The organism is Segatella salivae DSM 15606, assembly GCF_000185845.1.
GTDB classification, from domain to species: domain Bacteria; phylum Bacteroidota; class Bacteroidia; order Bacteroidales; family Bacteroidaceae; genus Prevotella; species Prevotella salivae.
In genome coordinates, this window is sequence record NZ_GL629647.1 from 1,848,369 (window position 1) to 1,868,383 (window position 20,015).

Genomic DNA, 20,015 nt, shown 5'->3' on the forward strand with positions numbered 1-20,015 from the left:
ACAAATATACAACTTTCAACTTAAAAAACAATTTTCTTGTGAAATGAAAATGACGAATTAGCCTTCACATTCCTTACATACACTAACGTTATTTCAAACCCATTTATTTAACAAAATTATTTGATTCAGATGGGGCGATGATTCTACTCAAATTGGCCTACGATTTGACGACTATTGGAGAACAAAAAGAAACATATTTCTAACTAACTGAACCTCATATAGTTATAAATAAAAAAGAAAGAATAAAAAAGCTGCTTTGAAATCATGTGATAAAAATAGTTATCAAGGGTAGGAATAAATAGCACAAGCATTCAAAATTGAATAATTTTTATGGTGCAAACCATTTTGAATAGCAACCTCAAAAATATCTGATGTCCAATCCTTACTCATCAAAAAATGCAATGAAACGAGTCTTGTTTCATTGCATTTCTTTTTCGTCTAACAGATGTTTCCTTAGGCTAAGCAGCAAGGAAGCATCGTTATTGTTTTGTGGTTTCATCAAAGGCAGCGGCTTCGGCAGCAGCAATGATTTCTTCATCACTTTGCATACGTGCGCTGATGTTGCTCAAATCAAATTCTGACGGCTTATTTTTTTGCTCACGTTCTGCCACTTCATTGTCGCTTCTATACATGGGTGAGCGGCGCCGATTCTTTGCCGGACGGTCCTCATACACCTTTTCATGGAACGCATTCTTATGTTTCTCTGCATCGGGGATAGTGTCATTTCCATTCTGCGAAATAATGAAACTATCGGCTGCATCGGTACTCGGCACATTCTCCACTGGCTCTTCTTCCATCTTTGTGCGATTGGCTTTTGCTGTGAAAACAGCATCGATGAACTGAGGTTCTTTGCGCAATCGTTCCAAGGTTAGTTTGCTGGCAAGCTGCTGACTCTCCTTTTTGCTGTAACCAACTCCGTTACATCCGTCAATGCCTTCAATGACAACCTTGTAGTTAAACACAGGACTTCCGTTATTATCCTTGCTTTGTTCGAGGATATCAAACGTCAGACGAACGCGGTTTTTCTGGCTCCATTCGATGAGTTTACTTTTGAAATTCACCTCCTTATAAGCCACTTTGTCGATGTTTATCATCTGTGCTAAGATGCGATTTTTCATGAAATTCATACATGCATCATAGCCTCTGTCTAAATAAACAGCGCCTACAAGGGCTTCAAAGGCATTGCCTCCCATGTAACTATTGTGCGAAGAGCTGCGCCCGTTACTAAGGATGAGTTGGTTGATTCCCAATTCATTGGCTAATTTATTGAGCGTTTCGCGCTGCACAAGTTTAGAGCGTGTGTTTGTCAGAAAGCCCTCGCGTTTTCCTGGAAAGTGTTGATAGACAATGTGACCAACAATGGCATCAAGGATGGCATCACCCAAAAATTCGAGTCGTTCGTTGTTAACGGGCTTACCTTTTGCATTGCGTTTCATGATGCTTTTATGCATCAATGCAAGCTTATAATAGCTGATGTCGCGTGGATAAAAGCCTAAAATAGTGTATAAAGACGAATAAAGCTCCTTCTCCTTACGGAAAGGAAGCTTTATTCTATCAATGATTTTATTCAGCATACTTCTTGAAAACAACGCAGCAGTTGTGTCCACCGAAGCCGAAAGTGTTGCTTAATGCGGCACGCACTTCGCGCTTCTGAGCTTTGTTAAACGTGAAGTTCATCTTGTAATCCAATGCTTCATCGTTGTCACCTTCAGTGTGGTTGATGGTTGGAGGAACAATATCGTTCTTCACACTCAGCACACAAGCCAAGGCCTCTACAGCTCCGGCAGCACCAAGAAGGTGGCCCGTCATACTCTTTGTTGAGCTGATATTGAGCTTATAAGCATGTTCACCAAAGACGTCCTTGATAGCTTTTGCCTCTGAAATATCACCCACTGGAGTAGATGTTCCGTGTACGTTGATGTAGTCAATATCCTCAGGTTTGAGGCCAGCATCCTCCAAAGCGCGTTGCATTACGAGTTTAGCACCAAGACCTTCTGGGTGAGAAGCGGTGATATGATGTGCGTCGGCACTTGATCCTTCGCCTACCATCTCTGCATAGATCTTAGCCCCACGAGCCTTTGCATGCTCTAATTCTTCGAGCACAAGACAGCCAGCTCCCTCGCCCATTACAAAGCCATCACGACTCGCACTGAATGGACGGCTTGCATGTTCTGGGTCATCATTGCGTGTAGAAAGGGCGTGCATGGCGTTGAAACCACCGACACCAGTCTCACAAATGGCTGCTTCGGCACCACCACTAACAATGATATTGGCCTTACCAAGACGGATAAGATTGAATGCATCAGCCAAAGCGTTGCTTGAAGATGCACATGCACTTGTCGTGGTATAGTTTGGTCCGTGGAATCCATACTGTATACTAATCTGACCAGATGCTATATCTGCTATCATCTTTGGAATGAAGAAAGGATTGAATTTAGGTCCTTGATCTTCATGTTGTCCATAATATACCACTTCATCCTGGAACGTTTTGATTCCTCCAATGCCTACACCATAAACCACACCAATGCGGTTTAGGTCTTCTTTCTCAAGGTCAAGACCAGCATCTTTGATGCCTTGTGCAGCACTAACCATAGCCAACTGGCAATAACGGTCCATCTTTCGTGCCTCTTTACGATCGATATAATCGTTCAAATTCAAATCTTTTACCTCGCAGGCAAACTTTGTTTTGAACAGCGTTGTATCGAAATGAGTAATTGGTGCAGCACCACTCTTGCCCTCAAGCAAGTTTTTCCAGGTTTCTTCGGGAGTGTTTCCAACAGGTGTAACAGCACCGAGGCCTGTTACTACTACTCTCTTTAATTCCATAATATAAATAAAAAAGATTAGGGATTAGGGATTAGTGACTGGGCACAACAGGTTGTAACCCAATCCTTAATCACTAATCCCTAATCGTATTATTTGCAAAATAACTTAAGTAAAGCTATTACTTTGCGTTCTCTTCGATGTACTTAATGGCGTCACCTACAGTCTGAATGGTCTCTGCTTTGTCGTCTGGAATAGAAATACCAAACTCTTTTTCAAATTCCATAATCAGCTCTACAGTGTCCAAAGAGTCAGCACCAAGATCGTTAGTGAAGCTTGCTTCTGGCTTAACTTCAGCCTCGTCAACACCAAGTTTGTCTACGATAATAGCCTTTACCTTGCTTTCAATTTCTGACATAATAGTTACTTTTTAAAATGTTTATAATTAATTTCTAAATGAAAAACTGGATGCAAAGGAACTAATTTATTTCCAATTTTCCAAACTTTTCATACAAAAAAGCGTCAAACGCTGCACAAACACCCCCTAAGTGTGTAATAAATTGACGTGCGTTAACAATTAAATTCGCTCTTAACTCCACTTTTTTTAATTTACGTTTTCTTTTATTTCGTCATTTCATCTTATCTTTGCAACCGATAATTTTGATACTAAAAAGAGGTTTCTTATACCTCTTTTATAATAAATATCAACCCTAAACGAAATGAAAAAAGAAAGTCTTTCTAAGCCGTTTCAATTGAAAAGCTGTTTGATTTTCGCTACAATCATCTCTGGACGAATGTCGTTCATGCAGGCATAATCACCGCGCAAACAGGGTTTATTGCCATAAACGGAGCATGGACGACACGCCATATCCAACTGAACGGCATTCTCCTCACTTTGATTCCAGCCCATAAACCCTGCGTAAGGATGCGTGGCTCCCCAAATGCTTACAACCTTTGTGCCCACCAACGAGGCCAAATGCATGTTGCCACTATCCATACTTATCATCACATCTAAATGGCTCATGAGTATCAATTCGTTGCGCATTCCACCGAGAACTGCCGAAGCATTCGTGCAATTAGCATAGCGTTTGGCCCATGAGTCGAGTGTTTCGCGCTCCTTTCCACCGCCTCCAAAGAAGAAAATGCGGCATGAGGGATAGGCCTTTATCAGTTGTTCAATGGTTTGTTCCATCTTCTCTAACGGATAAATCTTCCCCTTATGAGCTGCAAAGGGGGCTATTCCTATCCAACGCTGAAACTTCTTTTTCTCACCGATGAGGGGCATAAGTTGACGCAGATTCCCCCCTTTCTCACCAAAAATAGAGTGAAATTCAAGGCTCACGGGATAGCCTAACTTCGCTAAAACGGCTGCATAATTCTCAAAAGAAGTGGGTTGTTGCACCTTCACCTTATTCTTTTCACTACACAATAACTGCTTTCCTTTGCGATGTTTATCAATATGTGCGACATGAAATCCACACAAATGGAATCGTAAACGCAGGTATTTTGTTCTAAGCACATCATGCATATCGGCCACCGCAGTAAAGTTTTTGGCAGCCAATCTGCGATAAAGTGCGTTCAAACCTGATAGTCCTTGATAGTCCTTTTTAAGGTCGGCACTCATAAAACTCACGTTAGGAGAGAGTCCTTCAAACAGCGAACGGGCAAAGGGTTTGCTTAACACCGTCACATGAATATCAGGATATTGTTTCATCAACGAGGCCACAACAGGCACCAACATGGCTACATCACCAAGGGCAGAAAAGCGGATAAGGAGAAGATGTTTCATGAAAACACTGGGCCGAAGGCTTTATTTCTTCTTTCCAACGGCCTTTTCTAATGAGCAGTTTATATTTAGTTTATCGTCTTTTATTTCTTATATAACACAGGGTTTGTATCTGCATCATTATACATTTTCATTTGACGATACACCTTCATATACTTCTTTCCATCGGCTATATCCTCAAGCAACTGGTCGACAGCTGTGTCTAAATCGCGTTGCTGTTCAAGCAAAACGTCTAACTTAGCGCGGCACTTTGCAAGATGTTCTGGTGTAGCATCATTGCGCTCTGCCTGCTCTTTCATGTGATAAATCTTTAGCGCCAAGATGCTCAAACGGTCCACAGCCCAAGCCGGACTCTCGGTGTTGATGCGTGCATCTGGCTTTACTTTCACCTCTTTATAATAGTCGCGGAAGTATGAATCAATCTGTTCTACAAGGTCAGTGCGGTCTTGATTGCTCTTGTCTATACGGCGTTTGAGCGTCAAAGCCTCTACTGGATCAATCGCAGGATCACGGATAATATCTTCAAAATGCCATTGAACGGTATCTATCCAACACTTCTTATAGAGTTTGTTTTCGATTGTTCCTTCTTCAAAAGGATTACAAATGGGTGTGTCAATGTTGTCGTTTACATGGTAATCATGAATTGCTTTACCGAAGATTTCATTGCAATGTTGTGTGAAAGACATATCTTATAATTTATAGGTTATGCATATATTGAATTGGTTCTCGATGGATTAGGTCTGCCGGTCTGCAAGCAAACGATGATGAATGGCAAGGCCGAACCATGAACGTCTATATTGCAAAAGTAAATATTTAATTTCAAAATAGCAAACATTTATCCACAATATGTGTTGATAAGTGGGTGGAAAAGGCGTTCAAAACCCCTTTCTTTCTTTTCCACTTATCCACAGCCCACAACCCACTCCCACGCAGCTGTGGATATCAACAGGCTTATACCGCCACAATATTCCACTTATCCACGCTTTTTCTTTCAGTCAAGTTATAAACTTATGAAATATCATGTCATCTCATCATTTGTGGATAACCTTCTATCTCTTTGAATCTCAACAGAAAATAATCCCACGTGATGTTTATAAACAAACACTATTTGGGGATATCGCTATCCCGCTGATTTCATGATTTAAACTATCAACTTTTCAACAACCATTATTATTTCTCTTCATTTATTTTCTTTAAAATTTAAAGTATAGAATAAAAAGAAACAAAAGGGAAAAAACGTTCATCAGTGATTTTAACCTCAATAAATTATAACGCATAAAAGGCTTCATGAAATTTATTTTATGAAGTAAGTTTCTCATCACCTGGTTTTACACAAAGCCTGTTGACCAACAATTGTGTTTATGGTTTGCAGCAAATCACCGCTCCATTTACATGATTTCACGGCCTCATTTGATGCTGATTGCAGCCCAATTTGACGCAGCTGTTGAAACAATGGTGGATAAACGGAGTAAGCGTTTAATTCTCAGAAGGTTATAAGCAAGTAGGCAGGGAGGGATAAAACGCGTGACCAGGCGAGGCAGTGGCAATTCAGGTGCGTGCGAAAGAAATGGTGAAGGTGAGCCCATTAAATTTATACTTTCATGTGTAGTCAAGGCAGGCACACGCTTCCTTTAATGATGTTGTTTAACATAAACATAGGTTGAACGAAACAGCGTAACTCGCTTTATAACAGGTTCTTAGTGTAGCTATTCGCTTAATCATTACTAATGAGTATTTATGTTCATCGGTCGCATTTGTTACTTCCATTCATTTAACATTGCTTTAACTTTGTAACTCAATCGAATGTTAACATTGATGAGGTCGTTGAATCTCTGAAAATTATCTTTAACTCTTGGACTTTCGCAAAACATTTTTTGCCTTGTTATGCCTCGCAAGCACTTTCTCCACTGTTCAAGCACAGAGAAAAGCTAACTTGAAAGATACCGTTATTCAGTTGAAAGTGGTATCGGTCATGCCCAATTACAGCCTTACTTCGCCCACCATGCTACAGGCGTTGTCGAGTCAACGCCGCATTGCGGGCAGCACTTCGCTTGTAGAAATCAAAGCCGATAACCAGCATCTCGCAACAATGAAAGACGCTTTGCGCCTTCAACCCGGTGTAATCATCCAGGATATGTTTGGTGGTAACGACCAGCCGAGGCTCAACATACGAGGCTCTGGCATTCAAAGCAATCCACAACGGCGTGGCGTTTACCTGCTTCAAGACGGCATACCTGTTAACTTTTCTGACGGTTCTTACGTCGTAGGTATTATGGATGCGATGACTGCCCAATATATAGAGGTGTTCAAAGGAGCCAATGCTTTGCGCTTTGGTGCAGGCACCTTGGGTGGCGCTTTGAACTTTGTGAGTCGCACAGCCCTTAGTGATACCACAACAAGCATAAAGCTTGAAGGAGGTTCTTATGGCAGTTTTGGCCTCACTTTTACTACTGGTCGCCGCATGGGAGCCTGGGATGTGTTTGCTGCTTCAACCTATAATCGGCAGGATGGCTACCGCATTTACAATCAGAACAGACGCTTAACGGCTTCACTCAACATAGGATGGAGGAATAAAAATAAAACTCTTGAGAATAGAACCTTTATGCATTTCACTCATCTTTTCTTTGAGATGCCGGGTCCACTGACGCTCGATCAGCTGATGAAAGACCCCAAACAGGTGAGTGCCGGCGTAGACCTTCCCTTCTCGATGGGGCCAAATATTCTTCGCGATAAACCCTATCGCAACGTAGATATGGTGCGTATTGCCAATCAAACAGGTATTCATCTCAGCAACACGAGCAATCTTTCGGCTGCTGTTTACTATCAATATGCCAACGATTGGTTTGCATTTCCCATCACCATTTCAATCCCTCATTCTTATCATAACGATGTAGGCATGACCTTGTTTTATAATTATTCCCACGCGCGGATACAGCTTTCATCAGGACTTTTGGGTTCATGGGGCTGGATAGATCGGCGCACTCATATCAACAAAGACGGCAAAGCATCGTTTATATTCGCCCATGACAGACTGCAAGCTGCCAATCTTACGACCTTCGTTGAAGTCGATTATGCCCTTAAAGACCGTCTACATGTGGTCTTAGATGTGCATGGTGTGCTCAACAAACGCAACAGTCGAGACATCTTTTTCGACCCTTCTTTGCGCCCATGGTATAGTCATATGTCGGGCAAATACCGCTATTTCTATTCCAACAACAGTTCACAGCGCCGCCAATATGCAGCCTTCAATCCGCGCATGGGCATGATATTCAACGCTGTAAAGCATAAAGACATCCAACTCTTTGCCAATATCAGTCGCAGCTATGAGCCTCCAACCTTCGATGAACTCGTGGGAACGGAGGTGACTTCAAATATCAATACGAGTCCGAAAAAACTCTTTTCTATCGGTTTGGAGAAACAAACGGCCACGACTTTTGAGGTTGGAAGTAAGGGACGTTTACGCCAATTGTCGTGGAATGTGGCTTATTATCACTCGTGGGTAAACCATGAAATCCTTGAAGTTAAAGACTATGTGCGGGGTCTAAAGCGTACGGAGAACTATCCACACACCTTGCATCAAGGCTTGGAAATAGGCATTCAGGCAGCAAGTAAGCCTCATTTCTTTGGTCGAAACATTGGTACTTTCACGCTCGGTGCAGTCTATGATTACAGTCGATTCATTTTCAAAGGTGGAAAATATGATGGAAAATATCTTGCAGGTATACCCAAACATTACGTCAATGCCTCGTTAGACTATCGCCATTCTTCAGGATTTAATGGTTCGGTTGCATTGGAACTTAAACCCGGAAAGACACCGATTGACCACACAAACACCATGTTTCAGCCTGCCTATCATGTGTGGAATGCCCGCCTGGGCTATCAGTTGGGCAAGCATATCAATGTATATGCCGAGATGAAAAACATCGCTAATCGACGTTATGTATCAAGTTATATCGTCAGTGATGAGATACATCAGCCGGCCGTTCCATTCCCCAATTTCACTGCCCACCAGCTAACCTTCTTCATTCCAGGCCCTGTTCGCAGTGTCTATGCAGGCCTTACATGGCGTTGGTAGAAAGAAATCAATTTACAATAAACATAAAATCATCATGAATAATAACAATAATAAAAACGAAAAGACTATGGTAGAAAAACGCATGAACATGGAACAAGGGCACTGGGTACTGGCAAAACTCGGAAAGAAAGTATTGCGCCCAGGAGGTAAAGCCTTAACACAGGCAATGCTTAATGCCATGAATATCACCCCCGATGACGACGTTGTAGAGTTTGCTCCGGGTCTCGGCTACACGGCAAAGCTGGCACTTTCCCGCCATCCTCATAGCTATACAGCGGTTGAACTCAATGCCGAAGCGGCGCAACGCGTTAGAGATAACGTGCAGGATGACACGATAAATATTGTCATTGGCAATGCTTCAGAAACAGGTTTGCCTGATAAGAGCGCCTCAAAGGTGTATGGTGAGGCCATGCTTACCATGCAAAGTAAACAACAAAAGCAAGCCATCATCGGCGAAGCAGCACGCTTGTTGCGCCCGGGAGGCTTATATGGCATCCACGAAATAGGCATCTTTCCTGATGATACGCCACAAGAAGTGCGCCGAGAGATAGAGAGTGATCTTGCAAAGGGCATCAAAACCAATGTCCGTCCGCTTACTGTTGCCGACTGGAAGCAGTTGTTAGAGGACAATGGATTTGACATTTCATTCATTGAAAGCAAGCCCATGCATCTGTTAGAACGTAGGCGTGTGATTGCCGATGAAGGCCTTTGGAATTTCATTTGCATTGTGTTTAGAATGTTGAAAAACCCTGTTGCCCGCAAGAGAGTATTGGAAATGCGCAGCATCTTCCGTAAACATGCCCACCACATCAATGCAATTTGCATTGTGGCACGTAAGCGATAGGGATATAAAAGCAAATCAATGAAGAAAAGAAAACATTGTTTTAAGGTGGCATCGAGGCTGCAATTATGGCTGAAAATGCTTTGTTTTTGCTTGGCATTGGGCTTGATGTCATGCGAGAAAGAATCGTTTTTATCAGATGATTTGCGTCAGGGCGACAAACTCTTACCCAATAAGAAAGACTATGTGGATAAGGATTTAGGCACTCGTTTGTTAGCCGAAGCCATACAAGGTGACTTTAGTTCGCGACTGTCGATGATATATTATGATGCCGCACGCAAGGAACCATTGCTCTATTTCACTACCGGCAAGCACCAAGTGCAGTGTAGTGTCAATGCAAATGGGTCGTTACATGTCAGCATTCACAAGTTCCACACGAACTTCATGCCGTTATATATCAGCGTCGAAATGGACGTATTGCTCACCGAAACCCAAGGCGACACGATTCGTTTGCAGGGACGTGACGGCATTGTTCGCACTTCGGATGAGGGGAAACAGATTGGTTTGGAACTGCCAGAAAGCGATGATGCCGAGCTCGAAGGCTACTATGTGCGTTCCAAAAAGGAGGTTTCGGCATTGATAGACCTTATGTTACCCATCGCCATGAAGATGCAATGGCAGGGCACAAAGCCATAAAAAAGAAGATAAGTTAACATTAGTAATTAATAAATTAAATTTAGAATAAGATGAAAATAAAACAATTTCAACAGATGATGAGCATGGTTGCAATGCTCATTTTGGTGGCATTCATGACAACATCATGCAATAAGAGTGATGACGATACAGGCGGTTTAGTGCCTATAAGCAAAGAAGTTAACTTCTATAGTGTGACAATCACGCCAACAATTCAAAACCAAAAGATGGCACAAGGCACTCATACGGTGATGTTAGAAACCACAAACAACAAGAAACAAGTACGCTTTCACTTCGAAAACTTCAATGGAAGAATGTTTGAATCTAACGGAAAACTCAGTGAGAATCAATTCATGCCATTTGAAGTTTCGGTTGACATGATTCTGAATGTTACTTCAAACAAGGATGGAAGTTTAAGCTTTAAATCAGAGAAAGGCACTTTCAAGGCAAAGCCAAAAGGTGGAAAACCCATCGACATGAGTAAACTTCCAGAGGGTATTTTGCCTCCAAACCTAAATGGTTTCGAAACAGATAAGGCGCAGGCAGAAGGCACTTTAAAAAATGGAAGACTATATCTTGTTCTTTCACCAATGATACTTCCTGTGAAGATTATAATTGACAGTAACAATTAATCGTTATATATCCTGTCACGAGACATAAGCCTTTGTCTCGTGACATCCTAATAATAAATCAATAATTACTATCAAAAAAGAATGAACTTAAACAAATATAATGGCGTGAAAAGTATCACTGCTGTATGTGGTGGCATGCTCATAGCGTTTAGTTTTATCGTCAGTGGTTGCACAAAGACAGAGTTAAACGAGACTGAAAGAGGATTGGTAGCTAAACAAGAATTGGCTGATCGCTTCGACAAACTCTTCTATGAAGGTTTTGAAAACCCTGATGAGACGGAGAAAAAGCTAAGAGAATTTGAACTCAATGATTTGGTTTCAAACGATAAAAACCTGCTGACCGACCAGGATATTCGTGTCAATAAGTCGATGATTGAAATGACTATTCGGTTGAGAAGAATACAAAACACATTGGAAACTGAGCTTAACAAGGGCACAATCTTCGACGGATTTATTCAGAAAAACAGGGTGTTGCTCAACTGCAAGAGCGTGCTTCAAGAACTGCCTTATCGTGCAAGAAAGGGCAAAAAGTATGAATATTTGGAGACGAAAGTGGCCGATATAGAACGTCTAATCAATGAAACATTGACAAAGAAAGAAAGAAGTTTAGGCCCAATTCCTAACGAGTTGTTGGGAAAACAATGGAAATGGAAGATAGATTTCGACCCCTATCAGTTCAATTCTGCCGACCTTTTTTCGGATATTTTCAAGAAATTGAAAGACTTTAGCTTTGATTTTCATTTCAATAACGACAATACCATCACGGCAAAACGTTTCTTCTTGGCCCCTGTTATCATAGAGGGTTCAGCGAGTTTTGATGCAGCCGGCGACTGGACTCCAGCGTTAATGGGAGATAAAAAGATAGAATGCTATGCATACAATCATAAGCTATTCTTCTATGTTCCGATGATAGACAACGCCGATTTCAATACAGGTCGGGGCAATGTTGCACATGCTTGGTACTATGAATACGATTATAAGGTTGAGGGAAATGAATTGATACTCACGATGAATCGTGTGGGGCTGTACACCATGGTCAATCAGTTTATCACCACAAAGAATGACAATGAAATGGAATATAGTTATGCTGCGGCTTTCAAGTCATTCACTTTATCGAGTAATTCGCTATGAATCACGCAGTAAAATCAATGCTATCGTTGTGTGTTTTCATGCTAACGGTTTTTGCAAGTTGCATCAATCGTGAGTTTGATAGTAACGATGAGTTTAAGCATAGCAAATCCATTGCGCTCAATGCAGACAATGATCGGCTGCTCTCTCGCATCTTTATTATCAATGAAAACAAGTCTTATTTGTGGTTTGACCTCAATAATGAGGTGGCAAACTTCTCTAAACCTCAGTTCACTTTGCCTATCATTGAAGGCGGAAAAAATAGTTTTCGCAATCTTCCCTTGCGTGGATTGATTTATGAATACAAGGCTTCGGAGAATGAACTCACATTTAAGAATGTGCCCGAACAATTCGTTCAGATGGGCAACGACCAACTTTCGTTGACGTTTAAGCTGTCAATGACCGATGGAAAAGAGGTGGTTCTACCCAATAAGAAAGTGGTAGAGACCTCGAAAAAGCAATATCTTCTGACCTTGGTTCGCCTTCAGTTTGCCTCTGATAATGCCACTTTCAATGTGGGAGAGAAGATAAAACGAGGGGGGAGAACCTATGAATTTCTTCCGTTTAAGACCGAACTCACGCTGATAAATTAATGAAAATGAACCATAAACTATATAGGTTGATACCATTGTTGTTGTTGATTGGCGTGATAAATGGTCATGCACAACAAACACGATTGGACACAACGAAGACGCAACAGATAAAGGAAGTCGTTGTGACGGCCGACAAACATAATAAGAATGTGGGCGAAATCAAACGCACAGCCGAGCAACTTCGGGTGGAGATGCCTGTCGATATGAACGACTTAGTGCGTTATATTCCGTCGGTAGGAGTGTCGGTTTCGGGTTCAAGAGGAGGCATGCGAGGCTTTGCTATCCGTGGAGTTGAGGCCAATAGAGTGGCAATCAGCATTGATGGTATACTGCAACCAGAGATTCAAGACAATATCGTCTTCAGCTCATATGGCCTTTCTAATGCCTCAAGAATAGACTTTGATCCCTACTTTGCAACGTCAGTTGAGATTCAGAAAGGAGCCAATTCGTTTGTCAGTGGGACTGGAGCCTTGGGCGGAACTGTTAACTATTCGACGAAGGAAGCACGCGATTTGATTGGTGAAGGCAAGTCATGGGGCGTGTTGTCGACTATTAATTATAACGGGAAAGAGAACCTACGAACCTATCTTTTGGGTGGGGCTGCGCGTTGGAATCATTTTGATGTGCTGCTGATGGGTGCGCGTCGGGATGGCAATGAGCTTAGAAACTTTTCGCATGGAAAGTATACCCGCAACATCACTTCTACGCAAATAGACCCTATGGACTTTCATCAGAACACATGGTTAGGTAAACTTTCCTATGCGCCAAGCGACAATCATAAGTTTGTTTTGTCGTTTTATGCGATGAATCGCAAGACAAATGCCGATATCTGGACCCTCGAACCGATAGATGCTTTCACTGCCGATGGGAAACCTTATTACTATTCTCATGACCAATCGCTTTGTCGTTCACTCTCATTTTCCTATCGATACCTGAACGAAAAAGGCTTTGTTCGTAAGCTGATGGCAAAGGCTCATCTGCAAAATTCCTATTTGGATGCCACCACATGGACAGACTTTTATCGTCCAAACTTCGACCTTGTGAATAGTGATATGACCCTCATCTACGAGGGAAAGCACACGAAGTATCGCGGACAAGCTACAAAAGACAAGCTCATTCAATTGAATATAGACAGCAAACGCTTTGATTTGGGCAACTTAGGAAGCCATATTTTCAACCTCTCTACATTGATAATGCAGCGTAACAACGATGCAAGAAATGTGGATATTGAAGCTCCTTTGGCCTCAGATCCAATCACTGGATACACGGTTAGAATGGGAAAGGTCTATAAATATGGTGAAGCCATGGGGGTGTTTGCCCAAACTTATTCGTTCTTAAACCCCATAACACGATTCAATTGCGGCCTTTCTTTGATGGATGATATAGCGTTTAGCAAGAAGTTAACAATGAAATTGGGTGTGAGATACGACTATTTCTTGACGAAAGATAAGGCAAACGAGGGCGAACAAAACATGGGATATATTCGCTATCTCTTGCAAAACATGCAGGGAGCAGCCATGAATTTCGACCCCATTCACGACAAAGAATCGGGCTTTTCGTTCTTAACGTCAGTGTCTTATGCCTTCCATCCACTGCTGAACACATCCTATCGGTTCTCTACAGGCTTTCGAGTTCCGAACACAGAAGAGAAGTATTTCCAGTTCTATAGCCTTTGGCCATCGTTTATTGTGTTATCAAACAGGGGCTTAAAAGCCGAGAAATCTTTCAATCATGAAGTCGAATTAAATGGTCGGGGCAAAGGTTTTGGCTATTTGTTGAGCCTGTATTATAACCAATATTCAGACTTTATAGAACTGAAACAAGGCACATTGACGATTGAAGAGCCTTTAATGCAGAGGTCAAAAAGCATTTCTTATGCCAAGAATGTCAATCAGTCGTCGGCCCATCTGATGGGATTTGATGCCGCTTTACAGGTATATCCCGGTGAGTGGATAGACAGATTACAAGGCTTTATGCTTTCATCGGCCTTTAGTTATGCCGAAGGAGAGTCGTCATCGGGAATGAGTATGCTTGGCATTCAGCCTTTAACGGGAAACGTCGGCATTGAATATACGTCGCCGAATGGGCGTTGGCAAGCCAATATTAAAGCCAATTTGTTCTTTGCAAAGCCTGTATCTCAAACTACTTTCTGGGATAAAGATGCCGCAGGGAAAGAGCTTATACGCCGTTATCCGGCTTCATTCATGAGCAATGCCTATACATTTGATGTCTACGGATATTACAAACTGACACGCAATCTCACGCTAAGGGCAGGCATATATAACCTGTTAAACAATGAGTATCTACGTTGGGATGACTTGCGACAACTAACAAATCCCGCACTGCTTTCAAACATAAACTACTTCTTTCAGGATGGAAAGAAGTCATTGAGTAGGTTTACTCGTCCCAAGAGATATATCTCAATAGCTCTTGAATACAAACTTTAAATGAAATAAAACAGATATGAAAAGAACATTAATCATTGTCAGTCTGCTCACAACCTTACTCTTTTCGGCTTGTGATCAGCGCCATACGATTGACGTATATGAAACAAACAGTACGCCAGACCTAAGTAATCCTGTCATACAAAAGCTGACAAATGTCAGTTGGTATAAGGGAGGCAGCTTAGAAAACACAACAGTTTGGACCACCACTAAGTTCAAAGATAAAGCTTCTTCGCCTTTTGAGAGCATGCTTTATTCTATGGCTTGGATAGGAATGGAACTTCATCGGGACGGCACTTCCACGCTATTGTTCCGCCCACCCTTTGGAGAAAGCACTTACATCTTTTGCCAAGGGAAGTGGAAAGTGTCTGAAACCGAGAAGAATACTGTTATCATCGACACGAAGATTCCAGTGGGATATACTAATATTAAGCTTAAAGTGAAGAATATAGAAGCTAAAGATAATGTCAGCATTCTTACCGCTTCATTAGACTTTGGCGACCGAATCTTGATGTTAGACTTTTATAATAGCACTTCGATTTATGGTGATGAACCTGATAAAGACTATCCCGATATCGGCAAATCTACAAGTCAAGATTGGTTCTCTACAATGAAAGTGCAACACAATAAGCTTGCAGAGAGCGACTTTCTCAACACTTCTTGGGAGACCATAGGCTACAAAACAGAGAATAAAGACGAGGTAGATGATAAGTCGGAACTATCTATGCGCACGCTGCATATAGATGATTTGCTGACTAAAACGCCTGCTTTCTTCTTTGGTTTGAAGTTCTCTTTCGCTGAGAATCATAAGGCTTTTATTCAATCTCCAACGCTAATGAAAGACTTGTATCATACAAATTGGAGTGAGATTGAAGAGGAAAAATATCCTGTTGTGACGGCAAATTGGAGAATAGATGGTAGCCGTCTCATCGTTGAAACAGACGAATTGCCTTATACAAGCTTTGGAGAAACGATGTTTAACCTTATCACTGACAAGACACAGGCTGTCTTTTGGCCTTCTAAAACGCCTGATAAGGGAGTGTATTTATGGCGACATTTCTACTATATCTTTGAGGTTATAAAGCATACCGACAAAGGAAACTGGTATCGAATTACGTCACCTGAGGAGACACACTACGTGTTTATGTTGAAGACTTCGATGCCCGATGTCTCTAAATTTGTAGGAGTTAAGAATGCGGTTAGTAAATTAAATTAAGATAATGAAAGGCATATTGAAAATGAAAAAGTATCTATATACGTTGTTGTCCCTATTGTTTGTGGCTACAATTTCATCGTGTGAGAAGGGCGATTTGCTGAACATCATCACGCAAGATATTGACTTAAACGAGAACTCTAAAGAGTATCAACAATATCTAAAGGAGCGAATTGAGTCGTATTTGAAGACTTATCGTTTTGAAGAAGCAAAGAAATTAGTGCCTAAACTCACTGAAGAGGAGACGCAAAAGCGGTTTTGGGTCTTATATAATAAGTATCATCAAGAGGCTCTAACGCAAGGATGTGGCTATATCTTAGCATCAGGTGACACGCTGTTTCTAAAGGTAATGAACAAAGACGAGATAGCCCCGAGCCAGTTAAAAGTGTTGAATTCGTTTTATGATTACCTCGAATTGAAGGGCACAAACCAAGAAACAACGCTGTGGGGCTTAGGAAATTATCCTGTATTGGAAACGCTTTCGTTCCCTTCTTGCTTTGTTTCTAAGGTGAAAGATCTTGATAAACTCAAGCAACTTAGAGTCTTTTCGCTCACTGCCGACAAAGAGAAATATGAGTGGTGGTTTACTTCTAAGGCTTTCAAACCTATTGATATGGCGGGTTATGACCTATCAAAGAATGATAAGTTAGATTCACTTCTATTCGATGGTGTAGACATTTCGAATCTCAAAGTGACTCCAAACACGATGCGGTTATTGTCATTGAAGCACGGCATTTACACCAATGCGAGTCTCAATAACATTCATGTAAGGAACATAGATATAGAGAATTCGGACGCAGCCGATGACGAATTGATTATCAATAACAAGGCTATTCAGCGCTTATCTATTGAGACTAATGCCGACAATAATAAGCCGTTTAAGCTTATAAACGTAGCAAACTCGTCGTTACATAAGCTTTATGTGGTGGAAACTTCAATGGAACAGCGCACACTAAAGAAGGTAATCTTGAACGAAAATATAGATACTTTGACTATCGGTGGCTATATTTCGCGCGGCGATGTGCCACAACAAAGCGTGGAACTCGTTGGACTTTCAAGGCTCAATCGACTCAAACGTTTATCTTATAACCCTGATTTCAGCCCCATAGCTACTAAGGATTTGCCGAAGAACATAGAGGGATTGTATATCGGTGGCTCTGGAAATGTGCCCTATAAAGACGGAGATTCGTTTGATTATAGCCACCTTTCAAAGCTTAAAATCTATTCAAACGGAAAGTTTATTTCGGCAAATATGAAGCTATCTACATCCATAGATTCGATTTATTTGTTTCCTTCTCAAGTGTTTGGTGACTTGAAAGTGCTTGACTTTTCAGGCTTAAAATTCACCAAAGCCGATATTTATATAGGCTGGTTAACGCGAAATGATGTGGAGTTGCCTATACTTAAGCGCTTCGTTTTCCCTGCAACACTGAAACAACTCAAGTTGAGTAATGCCCAAAGTGAGGTCGTTGATCTGAGTCGTTGCACGCATTTGAAATCCCTTTATGTCGATGATTCACGTACAGGAGAGCGGGCAATTAAGAAACTGATACTACCAAAGAATCTCAAGAAGAGTGACTTTAAGCGACAGCATAAGAGTGAGTTTGAAAACGATTATGCCTTTAAGTTGTCGGATATTAATAATGAAACAGTGATTGAAAACCTGCCTTCGTGGGTTGAAAATGACGGAAACGGGACGTATAGTGTACCGAATGATTAGTGAAATGAATATGGTTTTAACTCTAAAATAAATTGTAAAATGAAAAAGATATGTAGTAATCTATTCGCTGTTCTCTGTCTGATGATGGGAACAATGATGATGTTTTCGTGCTCAAAGAGTGAGGATACGCCTAATGAAAAGGGTAATCCTGAGGCACAAGTAAAGGTGAAAGAAGAAACGAAATCGGCTATTATCAGCGTTAAAAACCTACCCGCAAAGAGCGAAGTGCTGTTGGTTTATGCTGACGATCGGGGGCAGATGCTCACCAAAGGCCTTACCGATGCACAGGGAAACTGGCAGTTTGACGCCGATCAATTAGTGGGATTTGAACAGCATTTGAAGGTAATGGTGAAAGAAAATGACCAAAACAAACTGATTCAAACCCTCACTATTCCGGCTGCAAAGCAAACTCTCACACAGCAACAGATAGAGAATTTGCTGATGAAACACACCTGGAATTCGGTTGTTTACACTTCGCGCATGCTCATTAAACATAAGGGAAACCTGCCTTTGGATATGTTTATAGGGGTTGCACAAAAGCAGTTTAAGTTTGAAAATAATGGTAAGTTTGTCTTCAAGGTAACCTCTCCACTGAACTTTACCGATAATAATGGCTCGTGGAGCCTTAGCAATCAAGAGCTAACTATTAATACAAAGATTCCTCTTGGACCTCTATCCATGACGCATGTACGCATAAATAAACTCACCGATGATGAGCTTTCGTTGTTGGCAGAGATATCCGATGGCTTGTTCTTAATAGGTTTTAAGCCACTGAGTTAAGATTCATTATTGGGGCGGAAGCGTGAGTTTCTGCTCCAATTTCTGCTTTTTGAAGTCCTGATATGCTATAAAATACATAAAAATAGGTATGTCATAGTTCTGAGAAAGTGTGTACTTTTGTAGGCGAAAGGTTATCATTTACATGGAAGAAACGCTCTACTCAAAACTCGAAACCACTGCACTCTTCTCGGGTTTAACTGCAAATGCCATTGAAGAACAATTGAAATCACTGCATTACAGCCTTCAAAAGGTGCCTGCAAGGACGCTGTTCATGGCAGAACATCAACCACTTCACGAGATGATATTGGTGCTTGAAGGAAAGGTTTCGGCAAGAATGGGGTCGTCGCGCAGCAAGTCTTTGATGGTAGACTACCTCAAACCAGGATTTATGTTGGCTCCGGCCTTCATACTTTCTGACCATAACCAGCTGCCTGTTGAAGTCAGAGCGGTTGAAGAGAGTACGCTTTTTTGTATGCCGAAAGCTGATTTTTCGCAGCTGATTAACACCAATAGTCTTGTCTTATTCAATTTTTTGGATATCCTTTCCAATATCAATTGTTTCCTGATGAATAAGATTCGGATGATTTATATGGCTTCTATCAAAGAGAAAATAGCCTCGTTTCTGCTCCATAATGTTGAGGCTTCACACGCTAATATCGTACCATTGAGGTTGTCAAGAAAGCAACTTGCCGATAGGTTTGGTGTGCAAAAGAGTTCACTTATCCGTACACTTAACGATTTAGAACATTCAAATCTTATTTTCGTTCGTGAGAAAGAAATCGTTGTTCTCAATGTTGTCGGACTCAAAAATGTGTTGAAAGGAAAGTAATATCGTAATTTCCCATTCGCCGTTTCCCGCGCAATACATGCAAGTTTTGTATTTATCAATTTAGCAACGCAGTAGATGTTGTGCCAATATTTCAATGAATGTGTCCGTTATTGCGAATGTGGTGATTGTGCAATGTCGTGGGTGTTGTGGCAATATTACAATGGATGTATTTGCCATTGTGAATGTTGTAATGGTGCAACGCCGCAGGTATTATGTCAATATCCCAAAGAATACATCCGCCATTGTGAATGTTACAACAATGCAACGCCGCAGGTATTATGTCAATATCCCAAAGAAACCTCCCCACATTACGAATGCGCTCACCACGCAACTCGGTATGAGTTGTGCTTTTGATAGCCCGGGGTTGGCGAGGAACGCGCCTACCCCGGGTAAGCATTTGCATGGGGATTCAACGCCGTAGGTGTTGAGCTTTTTCTGTGAAGTCACGCTTACAATGAAACCTTTTATGGCGGATTAATCAAAAAAAGCGCAACACCTATGGCGTTGTTCCATGCACAACATACACTAACCCGGGGTAGCCTGCACTATCGTTTGGCAACCCTGGGCTATCAAAAACG

General features: G+C 41.5%; 17 protein-coding genes. 12 read left to right on the top strand and 5 right to left on the bottom strand.

Annotated elements, in window-relative coordinates:
• Positions 1 to 479: 479 nt before the first annotated feature.
• From rnc to HMPREF9420_RS07525, 5 genes are all read right to left on the bottom strand, one after another.
• Entirely contained in the window at positions 480 to 1,574 is a 1,095-nt protein-coding gene (rnc, locus tag HMPREF9420_RS07505) for a ribonuclease III (protein WP_007134958.1), read from the bottom strand.
• Complete coding sequence (gene fabF, locus HMPREF9420_RS07510) at positions 1,564 to 2,826, bottom strand: beta-ketoacyl-ACP synthase II (RefSeq protein WP_007134959.1); 1,263 nt, start codon at positions 2,824 to 2,826, stop codon at positions 1,564 to 1,566. The genes rnc and fabF overlap by 11 nt, the downstream gene beginning before the upstream one ends.
• A gap of 118 nt (positions 2,827 to 2,944) precedes the next feature.
• Positions 2,945 to 3,181 (bottom strand): acyl carrier protein, encoded by a 237-nt coding sequence (locus HMPREF9420_RS07515; RefSeq protein WP_004373076.1) that lies wholly within the window; start codon positions 3,179 to 3,181, stop codon positions 2,945 to 2,947.
• Positions 3,182 to 3,511: 330 nt separating this feature from the next.
• Entirely contained in the window at positions 3,512 to 4,552 is a 1,041-nt protein-coding gene (locus HMPREF9420_RS07520; protein ID WP_007134960.1) for a glycosyltransferase family 9 protein, read from the bottom strand.
• Positions 4,553 to 4,632: 80 nt separating this feature from the next.
• Positions 4,633 to 5,235, bottom strand: a complete 603-nt coding sequence (locus tag HMPREF9420_RS07525; RefSeq protein ID WP_007134961.1) for a DUF4254 domain-containing protein — start codon at positions 5,233 to 5,235, stop codon at positions 4,633 to 4,635.
• Between the two features lie 1,193 nt (positions 5,236 to 6,428).
• Here HMPREF9420_RS07525 and HMPREF9420_RS07530 point away from each other — a divergent pair.
• The 12 genes from HMPREF9420_RS07530 to HMPREF9420_RS07585 all read left to right on the top strand — a co-directional run bounded on the left by HMPREF9420_RS07530 (position 6,429) and on the right by HMPREF9420_RS07585 (position 19,858).
• The gene (locus HMPREF9420_RS07530; RefSeq protein WP_007134964.1) at positions 6,429 to 8,624 is read left to right on the top strand and encodes a TonB-dependent receptor family protein; all 2,196 of its coding nucleotides are present in this window, start codon (positions 6,429 to 6,431) and stop codon (positions 8,622 to 8,624) included.
• 67 nt (positions 8,625 to 8,691) lie between these two features.
• Positions 8,692 to 9,468, top strand: coding sequence for a class I SAM-dependent methyltransferase (locus HMPREF9420_RS07535; protein WP_036907144.1), 777 nt, complete (start codon positions 8,692 to 8,694; stop codon positions 9,466 to 9,468).
• 18 nt (positions 9,469 to 9,486) lie between these two features.
• Positions 9,487 to 10,101, top strand: a complete 615-nt coding sequence (locus HMPREF9420_RS07540; protein ID WP_007134966.1) for a hypothetical protein — start codon at positions 9,487 to 9,489, stop codon at positions 10,099 to 10,101.
• Positions 10,102 to 10,151: 50 nt separating this feature from the next.
• Positions 10,152 to 10,730: a hypothetical protein gene (locus tag HMPREF9420_RS07545; RefSeq protein WP_007134967.1), complete on the top strand. Its 579-nt coding sequence runs from the start codon at positions 10,152 to 10,154 to the stop codon at positions 10,728 to 10,730.
• Between the two features lie 81 nt (positions 10,731 to 10,811).
• Entirely contained in the window at positions 10,812 to 11,861 is a 1,050-nt protein-coding gene (locus tag HMPREF9420_RS07550; protein WP_007134968.1) for a hypothetical protein, read from the top strand.
• Complete coding sequence (locus HMPREF9420_RS07555) at positions 11,858 to 12,451, top strand: hypothetical protein (protein WP_007134969.1); 594 nt, start codon at positions 11,858 to 11,860, stop codon at positions 12,449 to 12,451. Before HMPREF9420_RS07550 ends, HMPREF9420_RS07555 begins: the two co-directional genes overlap by 4 nt.
• 5 nt (positions 12,452 to 12,456) lie before the next feature.
• On the top strand, positions 12,457 to 14,898 hold the full coding sequence (locus HMPREF9420_RS07560) for a TonB-dependent hemoglobin/transferrin/lactoferrin family receptor (protein WP_248628091.1): 2,442 nt from the start codon (positions 12,457 to 12,459) through the stop codon (positions 14,896 to 14,898).
• A gap of 16 nt (positions 14,899 to 14,914) precedes the next feature.
• On the top strand, positions 14,915 to 16,111 hold the full coding sequence (locus HMPREF9420_RS07565) for a hypothetical protein (protein WP_007134971.1): 1,197 nt from the start codon (positions 14,915 to 14,917) through the stop codon (positions 16,109 to 16,111).
• 22 nt (positions 16,112 to 16,133) lie between these two features.
• The gene (locus HMPREF9420_RS07570) at positions 16,134 to 17,828 is read left to right on the top strand and encodes a hypothetical protein (RefSeq protein ID WP_044079172.1); all 1,695 of its coding nucleotides are present in this window, start codon (positions 16,134 to 16,136) and stop codon (positions 17,826 to 17,828) included.
• Positions 17,829 to 17,867: 39 nt separating this feature from the next.
• On the top strand, positions 17,868 to 18,608 hold the full coding sequence (locus HMPREF9420_RS07575; protein WP_007134973.1) for a hypothetical protein: 741 nt from the start codon (positions 17,868 to 17,870) through the stop codon (positions 18,606 to 18,608).
• Between the two features lie 142 nt (positions 18,609 to 18,750).
• Entirely contained in the window at positions 18,751 to 19,437 is a 687-nt protein-coding gene (locus HMPREF9420_RS07580; protein WP_007134975.1) for a Crp/Fnr family transcriptional regulator, read from the top strand.
• 94 nt (positions 19,438 to 19,531) lie between these two features.
• Complete coding sequence (locus HMPREF9420_RS07585; protein ID WP_007134976.1) at positions 19,532 to 19,858, top strand: hypothetical protein; 327 nt, start codon at positions 19,532 to 19,534, stop codon at positions 19,856 to 19,858.
• Positions 19,859 to 20,015: the final 157 nt, after the last annotated feature.